A 15904-nucleotide genomic window follows, 5' to 3' on the forward strand; every position below is an offset into this window, starting at 1 on the left:
AAAGCCGCTAGTCCTTGGTTACCCGATTGATCTCTTCCAGACTGGTAATCCCCTGCATCGCCTTCACCAGCCCCGACCGCCGCAGATCATTGAAGCCCTCTTTGCGCATCCGCGCCGCGATCTCGATGGAGTTGCCCTCCTCCATGATCATCTGCTGCAGTGCCGGCGTGATCTTCACCACCTCGTAGATCCCCACCCGGCCGCGGTATCCCGCATTGCAGTCTTCGCAACCGATAGGCTGGTAAAGGGTAAAACTGCCGATCTCCTCCTCGCGAAAGCCTTCGGCCAGCAGCGCCTCACGAGGTACCTCATGGACTCGCTTGCACTTGTTGCACAGCTTGCGCGCCAGGCGCTGGGCGATGATGAGGTTGACCGAGGTCGCCAGGTTGAAGGCGGGCACCCCCATATTCCGTAGACGCGTCAGGGTTTCCGCCGCGCTATTGGTGTGCAGGGTCGACATCACCATGTGACCGGTCTGGGCTGCCTTGATGGCGATCTCCGCCGTTTCCAAGTCCCGGATTTCACCGACCATGATCACGTCAGGATCCTGACGCAGGAAGGCCCGCAACGCCTGGGAGAAGTCGAGCCCCTGACGCGGATTGACGTTGACCTGGTTGATACCTTCCAGGTTGATCTCCACCGGATCTTCCGCGGTGGAAATATTGATGTCTTCGGTATTGAGGATGTTGAGGCCGGTATAGAGGGATACCGTCTTGCCCGAACCGGTCGGCCCGGTCACCAAAATCATCCCCTGCGGCTGCTTGAGTGCCTGTAAGTAGAGTTCCTTCTGCACGTCCTCATAGCCCAGGGCATCGATACCCATCTGAGCGCTGGAGGAATCCAGAATCCGCATCACGATCTTTTCGCCCCAGAGGGTGGGCAGAGTGTTGACCCGGAAGTCGATGGACTTGGTCTTGGAGACCTTGAGCTTGACCCGCCCATCCTGGGGCTTGCGCCGTTCAGAAATATCCATATTGGACATCACCTTGAGCCGCGCCGAGATCCGCGACACCAGTTGCACCGGCGGCCGCGCCGCCTCGTGCAGGACACCATCTGTGCGGAAGCGTACCCGGTACATCTTTTCATAGGGCTCGAAATGCAGGTCGGACGAACCCTTCTTGATGGCATCGAGCAGCATCTTGTTGACGAACTTCACCACGGGCGCATCGTCGGCGTCTGTACCGGCTACGGCTTCTTGCGTGCGCTCTCCGCCTTCAGCTTCCAGATCCAGATCCAGATCGGACAACTCCAGCCCGCCGGTTCCCGTATCGAGATACCGCTCGATGGCCTGGTGCAGCTTATCGTCCTCGACCAGCACCACTTCGACCGCGAGCTTGCTGCCAAAGGACACATCATTAATGGCCTGCTGGTTGGTAGGATCGGAAAGCGCGATGAAAAGCTTGTTGCCTCTTTTGCTCAAAGGCAGGAAGTGATGCTGCTGCATCAGCTTCTCGTTGACGAGGTCCTTGGGTAGCTGCTCCTTATCGATGGCCGCAAGATCGAGAAAGGGCACACCGAATTCCTGAGCCGCCAACTCTGCCAGCGGCCGGCTCTGCACCAGCCGCTGCTGAACGAGATAGGTCACCAGTGGCACCTTGGCCTGCTTGGCCTTGACCACAGCTTGCTGTGCCGCCGCCTCTGCTAGCAACTGCGCATCCACCAACTGCCGCGCCAGTCCTGACAGCATCACCGTCTCGTTCACCATCGTTCCTACTCTCAGTTATCCCTAGCGTTATAACACCCCCCAGGGCGACCGCAAAATGGCGCCAGACAGCTGACATTTTTCGTCATCACCTGCCCTTTTGTTGACACCCACCCCACAGAAAACGTGCTGTAGTCCCCATTTTTTCTTGGCACGACCTATGCTAAATCACTAACAGGCACGTTGGCCTGATCCAACCTTGGAGATTTGGAATGAAAGCTCAAAAAGGCTTCACTTTGATCGAACTTATGATCGTAGTAGCGATCATCGGTATTCTCGCGGCAATTGCAATTCCGCAATATCAGAACTACGTTGCTCGCTCCCAAGTGGCGCGAGTGATGTCCGAAGCGGGCAGCATGAAAACATTGGTAGAAGACTGCATCAACAGTGGTAAGACTACGGTTGGTAGTGCCGCATCTTCTGCTGTCAACTGCGACCCTGCAGTTGGCCTTGTTCAATCGAACTTGATTACCGGCGCTAAGCAAGGATCTGCTGCTGACCCTGCTTCTGGGACTGGTTACCCACAAGTAGCAATGACACAAACTAACGGCGCTGCTGACGGCGGAGCTACTATCATTGCAACTTTTGGTAACAACGCAGCAGCAGCCATTGCTACGAAGACCTTGACCTGGACTAGATCCACTACCGGCGGCTGGACCTGCAAAACATCCGCCGATTCCAAATATGCTCCTAATGGATGCCCCTACTCCGCCACTTAATAAAACAGATAAAAGAAGGGCGCAAAATGCGCCCTTCTTTTATTTGAAAACCTATGACAACCCAATAGAAGAAGGAAAACCGAGGAGCATAGCAACCCCGAAAGAGCAAGTACATTTATTATTTAAACTATTGCGAAACATATTTTCTATATCTTAACGTATTCTTACGGCATCCCCTCCCCCCCAAACGCCCCCACCACCGTTCCCGTACTGAAACTCGCATCCTCCTCCGCAAGCGCCACATAAAGCCCCGCCAACTCCGCTGGCTGTCCTGCCCTTCCTAGCGGCGTGTCCTGCCCAAACCCCTTCATCTGCCCTTCCAATTGCCCGCCAGCCACCTGCAGCGGTGTCCACACTGGACCTGGCGCCACGGCGTTGACGCGAACGCCCTTCTTGGCCAGTTGCTTGGCCATGCCCTTGGTGAGATTGAGGATGGCGGCCTTGGTCGAGGCATAGTCGATCAATTCTTCGCCGGGATCGTAGGAATTCACCGAGACGGTATTGATTATGCTGGCGCCTGGCGGCAGGTGCGGGATGGCGGCCTTGCTGAAGCGGAAGACGTGATAGACGTTGGTCTTGAAGGTGCGGTCGAATTGCTCGTCAGTGATCTCGAGGATGTCGGCCTTGCTCTGCTGATAGGCGGCATTGTTCACCAGCAGGTCCAGGCCGCCGAGTTGCTGGATGGCCTTGCTCACCACGTCTTCGCAGGCCTCCTGGGTACGGATGTCGGCCGGCAGGGTGATGGCCTTGCGGCCGGCTTCCTGGATCAGCTTGACCACCTCCTGAGCGTCGGACTCTTCGGAAGGATGGTAGTTGATGGCCACATCCGCCCCTTCCCGGGCGAAGGCGATGGCCACGGCGCGGCCGATACCGCTGTCGCCGCCGGTGATGAGGGCCTTGCGCCCGGCCAGGCGACCCGAGCCGTGATAGCTGGTCTCGCCATGGTCGGGACGCGGCTCCATCTTGCTGGTGAGCGCCGGCCATTCCTGGCGCTGCTCCTTGAAAGGCTCGCGGGTGTACTTGGTGCGTGGGTCCTGCAGTGGCTTGGCGGGACGAGTCATACTGCTACCCTCCTGGGCGACGGCAGCGCCTGAAGCAGCGGCGGCGAGCCCCACGGCGGAGCCGACGAGCACGTTACGACGGGTAAGGGAGTAATCGGTCATCGAGGCTCTCCGCATGGGCAGCTATCTAGTGGCATGATCATGGAGTCGAAGCTGCGGCAAGGCTGGATCCGCGAAGATTTAGGTATGACGAAGCCGGTAAAGGTTTCCCGAATGCATGCCGCCCTGACCACTGACCTTCGCGCGCAACAATCACGTCAGGCCGAGAAGCACTGACGAATCGTGAAATCAGGGGCGGGCAGCAGTGCGACACATCGCCACAGGGCTTGGCACAGGCACGATGACCAGGCTTGCACAGCAGATGACCGAAGACTTATCATTGAAAGCTTCGTGCCGGTGTAGCTCAGTTGGTAGAGCGGCGCATTCGTAATGCGAAGGTCGTAGGTTCGACTCCTATCTCCGGCACCATCCTTCCGCTGCATCCCTCCTCGCTCTTTTCAAAGCCTTCAAGGCCTTAGCCGCCTTGGACCGCGCCTTTCTGCGCCCCTTTCCGATCTGCGCCTTGCGTGCGAGCCGACGGCAAACGCCAGAGCAAACTGGCGACTCCCTGCCGCTCGGCTACTCTTACCCAGCGCATGACAGTGCCTTACACCGCCTGATTTCGGCTTGCTTGACGGGCGGCAACACCTGAACGGCGGCTGACCAAAGGGTCGAATATCCAGCCCCTCTGTGGCACCATACCGCGCTGCGAAATCCCGCAATTTCTGCAATCCATCAGCCTGCCGCACGGATGCCTGTCCGTTGCGGAGCATGAGGCTGGCGACAGGCACGTTGAGAGAATAACCACGATGAGCCGCTCTACTGAGGTCGTGAGATGAAACTAACGAAGTATCTAAAACCAACCGGTTGGCTTCTGGCCGGTGCCGCCGCGCTGCTGCTCAGCGGGTGCGACGCCGTGCTGCTGGATCCGAAAGGCTCCATCGGCGTGCAAGAACGCAACCTCATCTACACAGCGTTCGGCCTCATGCTGATCGTGGTGATCCCGGTCATCGTGATGACCTTCCTGTTCGCCTGGAAGTACCGCGCTACCAACAAGGAAGCCAAGTACACCCCGAACTGGGCTCACTCCTACAAGATCGAAGCCGTGGTCTGGCTGGTCCCCCTGGCCATCGTGGTGTTCCTGAGCATCCTGAACTGGAAGACTTCCCACGAGCTGGATCCCTTCAGGCCGCTCGACCATTCCGAGCAGCCGCTGGTGATCGAAGCGGTCTCGATGGACTGGAAATGGCTGTTCATCTATCCCGAGCAAGGCATCGCTTCGGTGAACGAGATCGCCATCCCGGTGAATCGTCCGGTGCAGTTCAAGATCACCTCCGAGTCGGTCATGAACACCCTGTCGATCCCGGCCCTGGGCGGCATGATCTACGCCATGTCCGGCATGCAGAGCCAGCTGCACCTGATCGCCGATCATCCCGGCGAATTCGAAGGTCGCTCGGCCAACTACAGCGGCGCCGGCTTCTCCGACATGATCTTTGCCGTGCACGCGGTACCCACCGCCGGTGATTTCGACGCCTGGGTAAACAAGGTCAAGCAGTCGGGTGGCAAGACCCTGGACCAGGCGAGCTACACCGAGCTGGCCAAGCCCAGCGAGAAGCAGCCGGTCGCCTACTACTCGACGGTCGAGCCGGATCTGTTCAGAACGGTCATCAAGAAGTTCATGAAGTCCGACTTCAGCAAGCAGACCGATCACGTGATGGACATGAGCCAGCACGGCGGTCAACACGGTACCGAGGAATAAGTCATGTTCGGTAAATTAACTCTCGCGGATATTCCGTATCACGAGCCGATCATTCTCGTAACGTTCATCGTGGTCGCCCTGGGCGGCCTGGGACTGGTGGGAGCGATCAGCTACTTCGGCAAGTGGGGCTACCTCTGGAAAGAGTGGCTGACCACCGTCGACCACAAGAAGATCGGCGTGATGTACTTCATCGTCGCCCTGATCATGCTGCTCCGTGGCTTCTCCGACGCCATCCTGATGCGTAGCCAGCAGGCCATCGCCTCCGGCGGCGCCGAGGGCTACCTGCCACCCCATCACTACGACCAGATCTTCACCGCCCACGGCGTGATCATGATCTTCTTCGTGGCGATGCCGTTCGTGGCCGGCCTGATGAACGTGGTGACCCCGCTGCAGATCGGTGCCCGCGACGTGGCCTTCCCCTTCCTGAACTCGCTGAGCTTCTGGCTGTTCGTGGCCGGTGCCGTGCTGATCATGATGTCGCTGTTCGTGGGCGAATTCGCCGCGACCGGCTGGGTGGCCTATCCGCCGTTGTCAGGCATCCAGTACAGTCCAGGCGTAGGGATGGACTACTACATCTGGGCCCTTCAGCTCTCCGGTATCGGGACGACCCTGACCGGCGTCAACTTCTTCGTGACCGTGCTGAAGATGCGTACCAAGGGCATGACCCTGATGCGCATGCCGATCTTCACCTGGACCTCCTGGTGTACTGCCATTCTGATCATGGCAGCCTTCCCGATCCTGACCGTGACCCTGGCGCTGCTGACCCTGGACCGTTACCTGGGCTTCCACTTCTTTACCGCGGAAGCCGGCGGCAACCAGATGATGTACACCAACCTGATCTGGGCCTGGGGCCACCCCGAGGTATACATCCTGATTCTGCCGGCCTTCGGCGTGTTCTCGGAAGTGACCTCCACCTTCAGCAAGAAGCGTCTGTTCGGCTACGTCTCGATGGTCTGGGCAACGGTAGCCATTACCGTGCTGTCCTTCATCGTCTGGCTGCACCACTTCTTCACCATGGGCTCGGGCGCTAACGTCAACGCCTTCTTCGGCATCGCGACCATGATCATTGCGATCCCGACAGGGGTGAAGATTTTCACCTGGCTGTTCACCATGTATCAGGGCCGCATCCAGTTCACCTCGCCGATGCTCTGGACCCTGGGCTTCATCGTGACCTTCAGCATCGGCGGCATGACCGGCGTTCTGCTGGCGGTACCGGGTGCCGACTTCGTGCTGCACAACAGCCTGTTCCTGATCGCCCACTTCCACAACGTGATCATCGGCGGCGCCGTGTTCGGCTACTTCGCCGGCATGATCTACTGGTTCCCGAAGGTCTTCGGCTTCAAGCTGAACGAGAAGCTGAACAAGCAGGCCTTCTGGTGCTGGCTGATCGGCTTCTATGTCGCCTTCATGCCGCTGTACATGCTGGGCTTCATGGGCATGACCCGTCGTCTGAACCACTACGACAACCCCGACTGGCACCCCTTCCTGGTGACCGCCGCCATTGGCGCCGGCATCATCGCCCTGGGCATCCTGAGCCAGCTGTGGATGTTCTACGTCAGTATCCGCGACCGCAATCTGCCGGAGAACGTGGACGTGACGGGCGATCCGTGGGATGGCCGTACCCTGGAATGGTCGACCTCTTCGCCGCCGCCCTTCTACAACTTCGCTGAAGTGCCGGAAGTGCACGACATCGACGCCTACTGGGGCATGAAAGAGAAAGGCATCACCGAGAAGAAGGATGCGGACTACAAGCAGATCCACATGCCGCGCAACACTGGCGCCGGTATCGTGATCAGCCTCTTCGCCCTGATCCTTGGCTTCGCCCTGATCTGGCACATCTGGTGGCTGGCCATCGCCAGCTTCGTGGGCTGCATCGTCACTGCGGTCGTCCGCAGCTACGACGACGACGTCGACTATTACGTACCAGCGGAAGAAGTGGCACGCATCGAAACCGCGCGCATTCAGTCCCTGGCGAAATTGAAGCAGGCCTAACCCAATGGCGAATCAAGTTATGCATAACGAAGTCGCCCATGCCGAGGAGCATGGGCACCACGACGCCGGATCGATGAAGACGTTCGGCTTCTGGTCCTACCTGATGACCGACTGCATTCTGTTCGGGACGCTGTTCGCGACCTATGCAGTCCTGAGCGGGGCCCATGCCGATGGCCCCTCCCAAAAGGACATCTTCGAACTGTCGTTCGTCCTGGTCGAAACCTTCCTGCTGCTGTTCTCCAGTATCACCTACGGCTTCGCCATGATTGCCCAGCATCATGGCAGCAAGGGTGGCGTCCTGGGGTGGCTGGCGGTTACCTGGCTGTTCGGTGCCGGCTTCATCGGCATGGAACTCTATGAGTTCAACCATCTGATCCATGAGGGCTATGGTCCGGATCGCAGTGCCTTCCTGTCCGCGTTCTTCGCCCTGGTCGGTACCCACGGTCTGCACGTGAGCTCGGGTCTGATCTGGATGATCGTGTTGATGCTGCAGATCTCCTCCAAGGGTCTGACCACCACCAACGTGACCCGCCTGTCGTGCCTGAGCCTGTTCTGGCACTTCCTGGACATCATCTGGATCTTCGTCTTCACCATCGTCTATCTGATGGGGGTGCTGTAATGGCGCACGACCATAACGCCCACGGGCATACCGCCGAGAGCCATGGCACTTTCAAGAGCTACATGGTCGGCTTCATCCTGTCGGTCATCCTGACGGTCATTCCCTTCGGCCTGGTGATGTTCCCCACCTTCTCCAAGGGCGCGACCCTGGCGATCGTGGTGATCATGGCGGTGGTACAGCTGCTGGTGCACCTGTACTTCTTCCTGCACCTGAATACCTCCGAAGAGCAGCGTTGGAACGTGATCTCCTTTGGTTTCACCGTGGTCATCGTCGGTATCTTGGTCGTGGGATCCCTGTGGATCATGTACCACATGCACCAGAACATGATGATCCACTGAACCGGGCCGACGTGATGATCAAGAAGTACCTTCTCGTGACGAAGCCGGGCATCATCTTCGGCAACCTGATCTCGGTTGCCGGCGGGTTCTTCCTGGCTTCCAAAGGGAGCATCGACCCGCTGTTGCTGCTGGCGACGGCTATCGGGGTGTCGTTGGTCATTGCTTCCGGCTGTGTGTTCAACAACGTGATCGATATGGACATCGATCAGAAGATGGAAAGAACCCGCAATCGTGCGCTGGTCCAGGGCACGATCTCCTCGAAGGTGGCGCTGGCCTATGCCACCCTCCTCGGCCTGGCCGGGGTGGGTCTGCTGTACGTGGCGACCAATGCGGTCGCCACCGCCTTCGCGGTGATGGGTTTCGTGGTGTACGTAGGGCTCTACAGCCTCTGGCTGAAGCGCACCTCGGTATACGGCACCCTGGTCGGCAGCCTGTCCGGTGCCGCACCGCCGGTGATCGGCTACTGCGCCGCCAGCGGCCAGTTCGACAGTGGCGCTGCGGTGCTGCTGCTGATCTTCTGCCTCTGGCAGATGCCGCATTCCTACGCCATTGCCATCTTCCGTCTCAAGGACTACACCGCGGCCTCGATTCCGGTCCTGCCGGTGGCCAAGGGGATCTCGGTGACCAAGCGTCACATCGTCTGGTACACCGTGGCCTTCATGGCCGCCACCCTGCTGCTGACCGTGCTCGGCTACGCCGGCTACGTCTATCTGGCAGTGGCCGCCGTGATCGGGGCCTGGTGGCTACGCCTGGCCTTCATGGGTTATCAGGCCGAGAACGACGTGCAGTGGGCACGCAAGCTGTTCGGGTTCTCCATCATCGCCATCACCGCCCTAAGCGTCATGATGTCGGTGGACTTCCAGATCCCGGGCGACGTGCTGCTGACCTACGCACGCTGAGACGTACCGTTCCATGAAAGAGCCCGGCCCAGTGCCGGGCTTTTTCATGCCTGCGTGAAAGCTGCTGCCGCTAGTCCTGGTTGGTGATGACGCGCCAGGTCTGGCGGCGACTGGCGGGCAGGTCGCCCCGCAAGCCATTCGGCGACTTGCTGTCGCTGCCATAGATCGCCGCATCCGCCAGGGTCCCTTCCATACTGAAAGTGCCGTCACCGTAGACGAAGGGCACGATCCCACCGAGCAGGCCATCGAGCTGGATACGCCCATAGACCGTATCCGTACCCAGGTTGAACAGGCCGCTGTTGTTGCCGCCGGTGTAGGGATCCAGGGCATAGAGGTAGGTGGTGACCCCAGCGGTACAGGCGTCGGTGCTGGGAATCAGCGAACTCATCAGCAGGGTACCGCTGAACAGTTGGGGCTTGTTGATTACCAGTTCGCCATTCAAGGGCAGGTTCAGATACCAGCCCTGTTTGCCATTGGTCGCCGTAGTGGCGTCATAGCTGACTGACGTCGTGGAAATGGTGTTCGCCGTACTGCTGACACTGGAACCGGCAGAACTGGTGTAGCTGATGCGCTGGTCGGTGCCCAGGGTCTGCTGCTGGAGGTTGGCGATCGTCAGTACCGAGGTACTACTGGCCGCCGCCCCATCGGTCTGGCGATCCCAGATGCCATAGAGCGTCATGGCCTTGCTGGTATTGGCGAGGGCATCGCTGGCCTCGAGGTATTTACCGGTACCAAAGAGCACCAGATGCCCCGTTCCACTCGGGTGAGCCACGACCAAAGGACTGGCGGTGATCGGCTGGACCAGATTGGCGGTACCGGGCGCCAGGCTACTCGCCTGGGCGGTATAGAGGGGTCGCCCCCCGAAGGCAACACGGAAGTTGTCTGCTGCGGCCGTTGCGGTCAGGGAGGTGCCGATCAGGTCGAAGCGCCAGAGATTGCCGTGCAGGTCACCGGCATAGGCATAGTCGGCGATCAGGTCGCCATCGACATCGGCCACGAAGGGGGAACTCAAGCCGTTGGGTGTGGCGATGTTATCGCTGGCCGGCAAGGCCTTGATCAGGCTGCCGTCGGCCACGTTCATCACATAGAGCACCGCGTTGTCCTGCGCACTGTTGTAACCATTGCTGACCACCACGCCCCAACCACCGGTATGCAGCCGGGTGATGATCGGCTGCGCATAGGTGAAGCCCAGGTCCTTGTAGCTGGCATCCGCGTCCGACTTTTCCCAGAGCAGCACCGGGGCATTGGGATTGGTGATGTCCAGCGCAAAGATGCCCCGCCCTCCCCCACGCAGCGTGCCGATCAGTACCGTGCGCCAGGCCCCGTTGACATAGACGTCGCCCACCACCGGCGTGTTGTCGACATAGGACTGATGGCCCCCACCGTTATAGCTGCGCTCGGTCAGCCGGTTGAGATTGCCGATGACCGCGCTGGGAACGAAGGCATAGACCTCCTGCCCCTGATCGTTGAAGGCATGCAGCATGCCGTCGTTGGCCCCGACGTAGATACGTCGCTCACGGGACGCATTGGTGCTGCGGAACGTGGCGTAGGAGTTGTCGCCAACGGTCGCATTCATCAGGGCGATGGGGCTGTTGGGGCCGTCCACCACCACCGGCGAGGAATTCACGATATCACCGAGGATATGGCTACGCGGTCGAAACGATGGCGTGGCCCCGGGCGACTCCAGACTGCGATCGCCGCGCAGATAATCCACCCGGCGACTGCCATAGGTGTCGGTGGCACCACCGGAGGCCTTGTTGAGCCTGAGTTGTTGATCGGTATTCAGATTCGCCCAGGCGAAATCGGTCAAGGCGCCGCCCTTGGCCATGTAGATCTTGCGGGTGCCGAAGGCGGTATTACCCGGAGCGAACCTGCCATCAAGTTGTTGAGCGGCACTCCAGATCCGCGTCTGGGTGGTACCCGTGCGTTGGTACTTGATGACATCACCGCTCCAGTCGGCACTGGAAAAGGATGGGGAATAGGTAAAGAGCGCGTTGGTGTCCCCTACCCGGGTGGGCGATACGGTCTGGCTCGCGCCGACACTGGTGGACTGGGTGATCCGCGTGATGACCTTGCCAAGAGAGGTGATCAGGTCGCTGGCATTTTCCGCACTGAAGAACTCACCCCGCGAATTGATTGCCGCGTGCCAGAGGTCATAGACATTGTTCTGATTGACCGAGTTGTCCGCACCCGCCACTGGCCAGGACGTAGTACCTGCGGCCAAGCCAGCGTAGCCGCCGGCAAAGGTATCGCCATCCCAATCCGGATTGATCAGCGCACTGCTCAAGCCGATACCCACGTAGAACCCCGTGAGGTGCTGCCAGGTGGCTGGGTCGTTACGCGGATTCCAGTAGGGCGAAAGCGTAGTGGTCCCCCGTACCTCATTGCTGGTCACGGTATTGTAGGGCGGTACCTTGTTGTCGAGACCGGGCTGGGCATCGGTGCGCCAGTAGAGAAAGGCCAGGTCTGCGAGAGTGCTGGCCGTAGTGTCCTGGAACGGTGCCTGTGGTGAGTACTGCTGCCCGTCCGGAAGGGTTGCGGCTGTACCATCGACGTTGCCGGAATTCAGCGCAGAGTTCCAGATACCATCGGTCACCACCAGACTGTAGCTGGCGCGACAGCCGTAGACAGGCGACTCGCTATTACCCGGATCGTACGCATATGGACTGTTGCTACCGCTGGTCTTGAGCAGTTCGCCAACGCGAGCAACCGCCTGGAGCAGCGGCGTGCTCTGGTTGTAATAGACTTCTCCGAGCCAGGTGAAGAAAGCGGCTCGGTGCGCACCGGTAAAGGGTCTCAGCCGATTATCGTAGGCAGTTGAACCGGAGTTGCTGATACCGCGACAGTTGGCATTGGCCGCTACCAGGATGCAGCTGTCGCTGGTTCCCAGTGCCTGCCAGCCAAGCCGGAGATTTTCCGACGCATCCGCCAAGGCCAGGTTGGTCGAAGTTTGAGCCGCTAGGGCGCGACTGCGATAGAAGGAATACCAGTTGGCGAAGTTCTGCCTTTCGTCCGTCCCGTTGGGACCGGAAGAGCTGCCGACCAGTACCCGCCGGTAACAGCCCTCGGTCTGCAAGGCGACGGGAAGACAGGTGCTGAGCGTCGTATCGTAGAGATAGTAGTAGGCCTGTACGCCAGTGATGGCAGCAGAAATGTTGGTATTGGCGGTGACCGTGTAGTTGACCGAGGAAACCACCCCAAGCAGTCCATAGTCCACGTTTCGGGTACAGGTAACATTGCTGTAGGTGACCGCCACCGTATTGGCAATGCTCGCGGTACAGCCACCGTTGAGCGCAGCTCCCGTCAGCAGGCGCTCAAGCAGGGAGGCGTCACTGATACTGACTTGGGCACCGTTGATGTTCTCGGTGAAGCCGGCACCCAACAAGATATTGAGCAGCGTGAGGCTGCCATAGGTCGCGCTTGTTCCACGGTAAGTACCACTACTGAAAAAATCCTGAGACGGGTTCTCCGCCAGCATGCTCGGGCTATTGTTCTGCAGCCCCGGGTTTCCGTAGGCATTACCCCGCGCCACATTGGGATCTGTAGTCACCAAATTAGGGTTATAGCTCCAGCTCACGCGGTAGTCGGTGGCGAGATTGACACTACCCAAGCTCGGTCGATAGCCGTTTACGTAGGCACTGGTAAAGCTGGTCGCCAGTCGCGTACGGGTCAGTCCGCCCGTAGTGCTGTAGCTCACCGCATAGGGCGCCGGATAAGTAATCGCCGGATTGTAGTAGAGGCTATTGAAAGCCGCCGATTTAGCGCGACGGGTTGGTCGGATGGCATCGGTATTCGACGCATCCGGCACAACCGCCATCTGCATGCTGGTGGAGTTATCCAGCGTGACGAACAGATTGGGACCGACACTATTGGTCAGGAACAATGGCTGCTGACTGAGATTCAAGGCAGCGGCCTGCGTCGCAGGTGCGGCCAAGGTTAATAGGAGGGCCAGAGTTCCAATGCCTAATGCAGCCCGACTCATGGCACCTCCAGGGCGACGACGCTCTGCAGAATCACCGGAAAGCGCTTGCCGCGATCCTGGGCCACGGCGGTGATCCGGAACAGGTTGGTGGCGGGCGCCGAGACATCGACCGAACTGCTACCGATGGCTGTCACGACCCAGCGGGGTGTCTGGGCGAAGGAAGCGCTGCCATCGGAGCCGCGGTAGGCAACCGTCCGCGTCGTAGGATCGGTCCCGCTCGCCTGGAGCGCTGCCGCTGCCCAGGTCTGGGTCAGGGCACCGGTATTGAGATCGCTGGCCTTGGTCAGGATGCACAGGTCACCGGTTGGTGGCTTGGCGAAGGCACTGCGTACCGCTGGGACACTTTCCGAACAGCTGGCAAAGCCGGCACTGAAGGCGGTAAAGGACGGTTGCTGACTGAGGGCCACCAATCGCCGCTCACCTTCGCGTAGCGCCGCCTCTGCGGCATTGAAGGCCTGGGTGTTTTCCAAGGCGGCGCCGCCGCTGCGGGCCTGCAGCAAGGTCTGACGCATGCTGGAGGCGGCCAGTAGCGACAGCAGCAGCAACATCACCAGGGCGATCAGCAAGGTCGCGCCGCGCTGCCTGCCAATGACTGGACTCATAGCGCCAGATTCCTCAGGGTAACGGTGCTCTGCAGTATCTGCATGGGTCGACTGGCGTCCGCGATCTGCAGGCCGGTCAGGGCCTGCCAATTGGCAGCCGTATTACTAGCCACATCGCTGGTTAATGCCTCCGTGGTGCTGAGCAACGCCGCGTAGCGCACGGCCGGTGCATCCGCCTTGGGCGGAATGGACCAGCGAAAATCCTGCAGCCCCTGCACCAGCACCGCACTGCCCTTGCGCGTCAGCGCGCCCCCACGCTCGCTCCAGACGGTGCAGCTCAGGGTGCCCCCGCCCGGGGTATTGCCCGCGGTGTAGCGCAGCTTGAGCAGCACGTTGCCGCCGGCATTGAGGTTCACCCGCGGGATGGGGTTGCCCAGACAGTCCTGGTCCTTGCTGTCCAATGCGCCCTGATAGCGAATGCAGACGCCGGTGGGCGCATTGGCGCTGTCCGTGGTCGCCGCGAAGGTGGCGCCAGCGGCAAAAGCTGGACAGCTGATGTCATCGGTATCCTTTACCTCACCGACCGCCGGAAAGGCTGCTTGGAGGCTACCCTGATAACGGATTTCCGCGCGGAAGCCGGTCCGTGCCAGTTGCCGGTCGAGCACCTGCAAGGTCAGCTGAGCGTTGTTGCGATTGCCGGTCTGGCCTTGCTGGAAGAGAAAACTGCGCTTGTTGTTGATATAGATCTGCGAGACGCCCAACACCAGAAAGGTACCCACGGTCAGGGCGATCATCATCTCGATGAGTGAAAAACCCTTCTGGCTACGCGACATGATGAGCATGGCCTACAGCTCCGAGCGCAAGGCGTAGTAGCAGACGCCCTTGGGGCAATTCAGCGAATCGTTGCTGACGTCCTGCCAGGCCACCACCACCATCACCGGTGCCACCGCATTGGTCTCGCAGGCACCCAGCGGCGTCGTGTTGCCCGCAGGATCGCTGGACGGCAGTTTCGGTACGCCGGACGCTGGACAGACCGCGAAGCTGCTGGCGATCAAGGCGTCCGTCACGGGTAGCAGCGCCTTTACCTGATTCAGCCAACACCCCAGATCCTGCCCGGCGACCGTTTCCCCGCCTGCAGAGCGATCCCGGGCCAGGCAGGTCTTGCCGGCATCGAGCGCCTTGGTGCGAAAGTTGGTACCAGGCTGCTTGATGTAGGCCCCGTCGATCTTGACCTTGTCGCTCGCCACCACCTGATCGCGGTTGCTGCGCATCAACTCGAGCAGGTCGTTGGCCAGCACCATGGCATTGCTGCGCTGCACCGAATCCTGGGACAGCGCCACACTGCGGGTCTGCAAAGCCACCATGCCCAACACGCCAATGCAGATGATCACCAGACTGACCAGCACCTCGATCATGCTGAACCCCCCTTGCCAGCGCTTCATCTAGCTGCACCCCACGGTGCTGGCACGGTTAGGCGCATAGTTGGTCACAGTCAGCACCCCGCCCTGACTGAGGGTGAATTGCTTGCCCTGGGTGAGCGCATTGGTAGCGCAGACGCGAATGGTGGCTTCACCGCTGAGTTTCAGGCTGCCATTGGGTTGGAAGGTCAGACTAGTCAGGGGGGTACCGCCCAGGGATCCGGTTCCGTTGACGCCGTTGCCCAGTCCCCCGCTGTACTGCCGCAACACTTCGGCAGTGGGCAGCACCACGGTCTTGGCCGTGGTGATCCTCAGCGCGCCCATCCAGCCGTTGGCATCCTCCGGATCCGTGGTGACCACGACATTCACACCGCGACTCATGGCTTCGCTGCGCGCGTAATAGAGGGCACGCTGCAACTCCCCCGCTGCCGCCTGGACCCGGTTGCTTTGCACCAGGCTCGCGAAACCAGGCGCCGCCAGCGCCGTGACGATGCCCAGCAACGCTATGACGACCAGGACCTCGATGAGCGTAAAACCCGAGAGGCGCTTCGACTGCATCCGCACCGCCTGAAAACCCGTGACTTCCTTGATAGTAGTAAGGGCTCGGGCAGTCGCTATGACCGGCTATCGCTTCGATGGGCGCGGGTAACCGCCTGGATCAAGGCGTTCGCCGGAGATGGGCGAAATAGAGCGCGGCGAGGAGAATCGAGGGTGGCAGACCAGAACACGGCCCGTTCCAGAGTCTGCTCGATGCAGGGGGATTTGAGAGAGCAACCTAGCCCTGTGCATTAGCCGGGTCGGCGCCTCACAGGCAGAGGGACCAGATCTCGGACA

General features: G+C 60.2%; 13 protein-coding genes and 1 tRNA gene. 7 read left to right on the forward strand and 7 right to left on the reverse strand.

Translation table 11 applies throughout. The annotated features are described in order from the left end of the window. Positions 1 to 7: 7 nt before the first annotated feature. Positions 8 to 1702 carry a type IV-A pilus assembly ATPase PilB gene (gene pilB, locus CFE50_RS14505; protein WP_286734552.1) on the reverse strand — a complete coding sequence of 565 codons (1695 nt, stop codon included), beginning with the start codon at positions 1700 to 1702 and terminating at the stop codon, positions 8 to 10. 212 nt (positions 1703 to 1914) lie between these two features. Here pilB and CFE50_RS14510 point away from each other — a divergent pair, with 212 nt between their 5' ends. Further along, positions 1915 to 2421, forward strand: a complete 507-nt coding sequence (locus CFE50_RS14510) for a pilin (RefSeq protein ID WP_286734554.1) — start codon at positions 1915 to 1917, stop codon at positions 2419 to 2421. 164 nt (positions 2422 to 2585) lie between these two features. Here the strand turns inward: CFE50_RS14510 and CFE50_RS14515 are convergent, their stop codons facing one another. Beyond that, the gene (locus CFE50_RS14515) at positions 2586 to 3584 is read right to left on the reverse strand and encodes an SDR family oxidoreductase (protein ID WP_286734556.1); all 999 of its coding nucleotides are present in this window, start codon (positions 3582 to 3584) and stop codon (positions 2586 to 2588) included. 290 nt (positions 3585 to 3874) lie between these two features. Between CFE50_RS14515 and CFE50_RS14520 the strand changes: the two genes are divergently transcribed. The 6 genes from CFE50_RS14520 to cyoE all read left to right on the forward strand — a co-directional run bounded on the left by CFE50_RS14520 (position 3875) and on the right by cyoE (position 9128). Next, a tRNA-Thr gene (locus CFE50_RS14520) sits at positions 3875 to 3950 on the forward strand. A gap of 406 nt (positions 3951 to 4356) precedes the next feature. Next, positions 4357 to 5280, forward strand: coding sequence for a ubiquinol oxidase subunit II (cyoA, locus tag CFE50_RS14525; RefSeq protein ID WP_286734558.1), 924 nt, complete (start codon positions 4357 to 4359; stop codon positions 5278 to 5280). Between the two features lie 3 nt (positions 5281 to 5283). After that, positions 5284 to 7272, forward strand: a complete 1989-nt coding sequence (gene cyoB, locus CFE50_RS14530; protein WP_007160923.1) for a cytochrome o ubiquinol oxidase subunit I — start codon at positions 5284 to 5286, stop codon at positions 7270 to 7272. Between the two features lie 4 nt (positions 7273 to 7276). Continuing rightward, a complete protein-coding gene (locus CFE50_RS14535; protein ID WP_027600197.1) occupies positions 7277 to 7891 on the forward strand; it encodes a cytochrome o ubiquinol oxidase subunit III in 615 nt (204 codons plus the stop codon). Further along, positions 7891 to 8229, forward strand: a complete 339-nt coding sequence (gene cyoD / locus CFE50_RS14540) for a cytochrome o ubiquinol oxidase subunit IV (protein ID WP_007160921.1) — start codon at positions 7891 to 7893, stop codon at positions 8227 to 8229. Before CFE50_RS14535 ends, cyoD begins: the two co-directional genes overlap by 1 nt. An 11-nt stretch (positions 8230 to 8240) precedes the next feature. Continuing rightward, positions 8241 to 9128, forward strand: a complete 888-nt coding sequence (gene cyoE / locus CFE50_RS14545) for a heme o synthase (RefSeq protein ID WP_223855368.1) — start codon at positions 8241 to 8243, stop codon at positions 9126 to 9128. A gap of 70 nt (positions 9129 to 9198) precedes the next feature. Here cyoE and CFE50_RS14550 read toward each other — a convergent pair whose 3' ends face one another. From CFE50_RS14550 to CFE50_RS14570, 5 genes are read right to left on the reverse strand one after another with little or no spacing between them, the layout of a single operon-like run. Next, positions 9199 to 13110 carry a pilus assembly protein gene (locus CFE50_RS14550; RefSeq protein ID WP_286734564.1) on the reverse strand — a complete coding sequence of 1304 codons (3912 nt, stop codon included), beginning with the start codon at positions 13108 to 13110 and terminating at the stop codon, positions 9199 to 9201. Next, the gene (locus CFE50_RS14555; protein ID WP_042137095.1) at positions 13107 to 13712 is read right to left on the reverse strand and encodes a pilus assembly PilX family protein; all 606 of its coding nucleotides are present in this window, start codon (positions 13710 to 13712) and stop codon (positions 13107 to 13109) included. Before CFE50_RS14555 ends, CFE50_RS14550 begins: the two co-directional genes overlap by 4 nt. Further along, positions 13709 to 14494 (reverse strand): PilW family protein, encoded by a 786-nt coding sequence (locus CFE50_RS14560; RefSeq protein ID WP_115945317.1) that lies wholly within the window; start codon positions 14492 to 14494, stop codon positions 13709 to 13711. Before CFE50_RS14560 ends, CFE50_RS14555 begins: the two co-directional genes overlap by 4 nt. A gap of 3 nt (positions 14495 to 14497) precedes the next feature. Further along, positions 14498 to 15094 (reverse strand): type IV pilus modification protein PilV, encoded by a 597-nt coding sequence (pilV, locus tag CFE50_RS14565; protein ID WP_042137093.1) that lies wholly within the window; start codon positions 15092 to 15094, stop codon positions 14498 to 14500. After that, the gene (locus CFE50_RS14570) at positions 15095 to 15628 is read right to left on the reverse strand and encodes a GspH/FimT family pseudopilin (RefSeq protein WP_286734569.1); all 534 of its coding nucleotides are present in this window, start codon (positions 15626 to 15628) and stop codon (positions 15095 to 15097) included. Positions 15629 to 15904: the final 276 nt, after the last annotated feature.

Source organism: Pseudomonas sp. PGPPP4 (assembly GCF_002256045.1).
GTDB lineage: Bacteria > Pseudomonadota > Gammaproteobacteria > Pseudomonadales > Pseudomonadaceae > Chryseomonas > Chryseomonas oryzihabitans.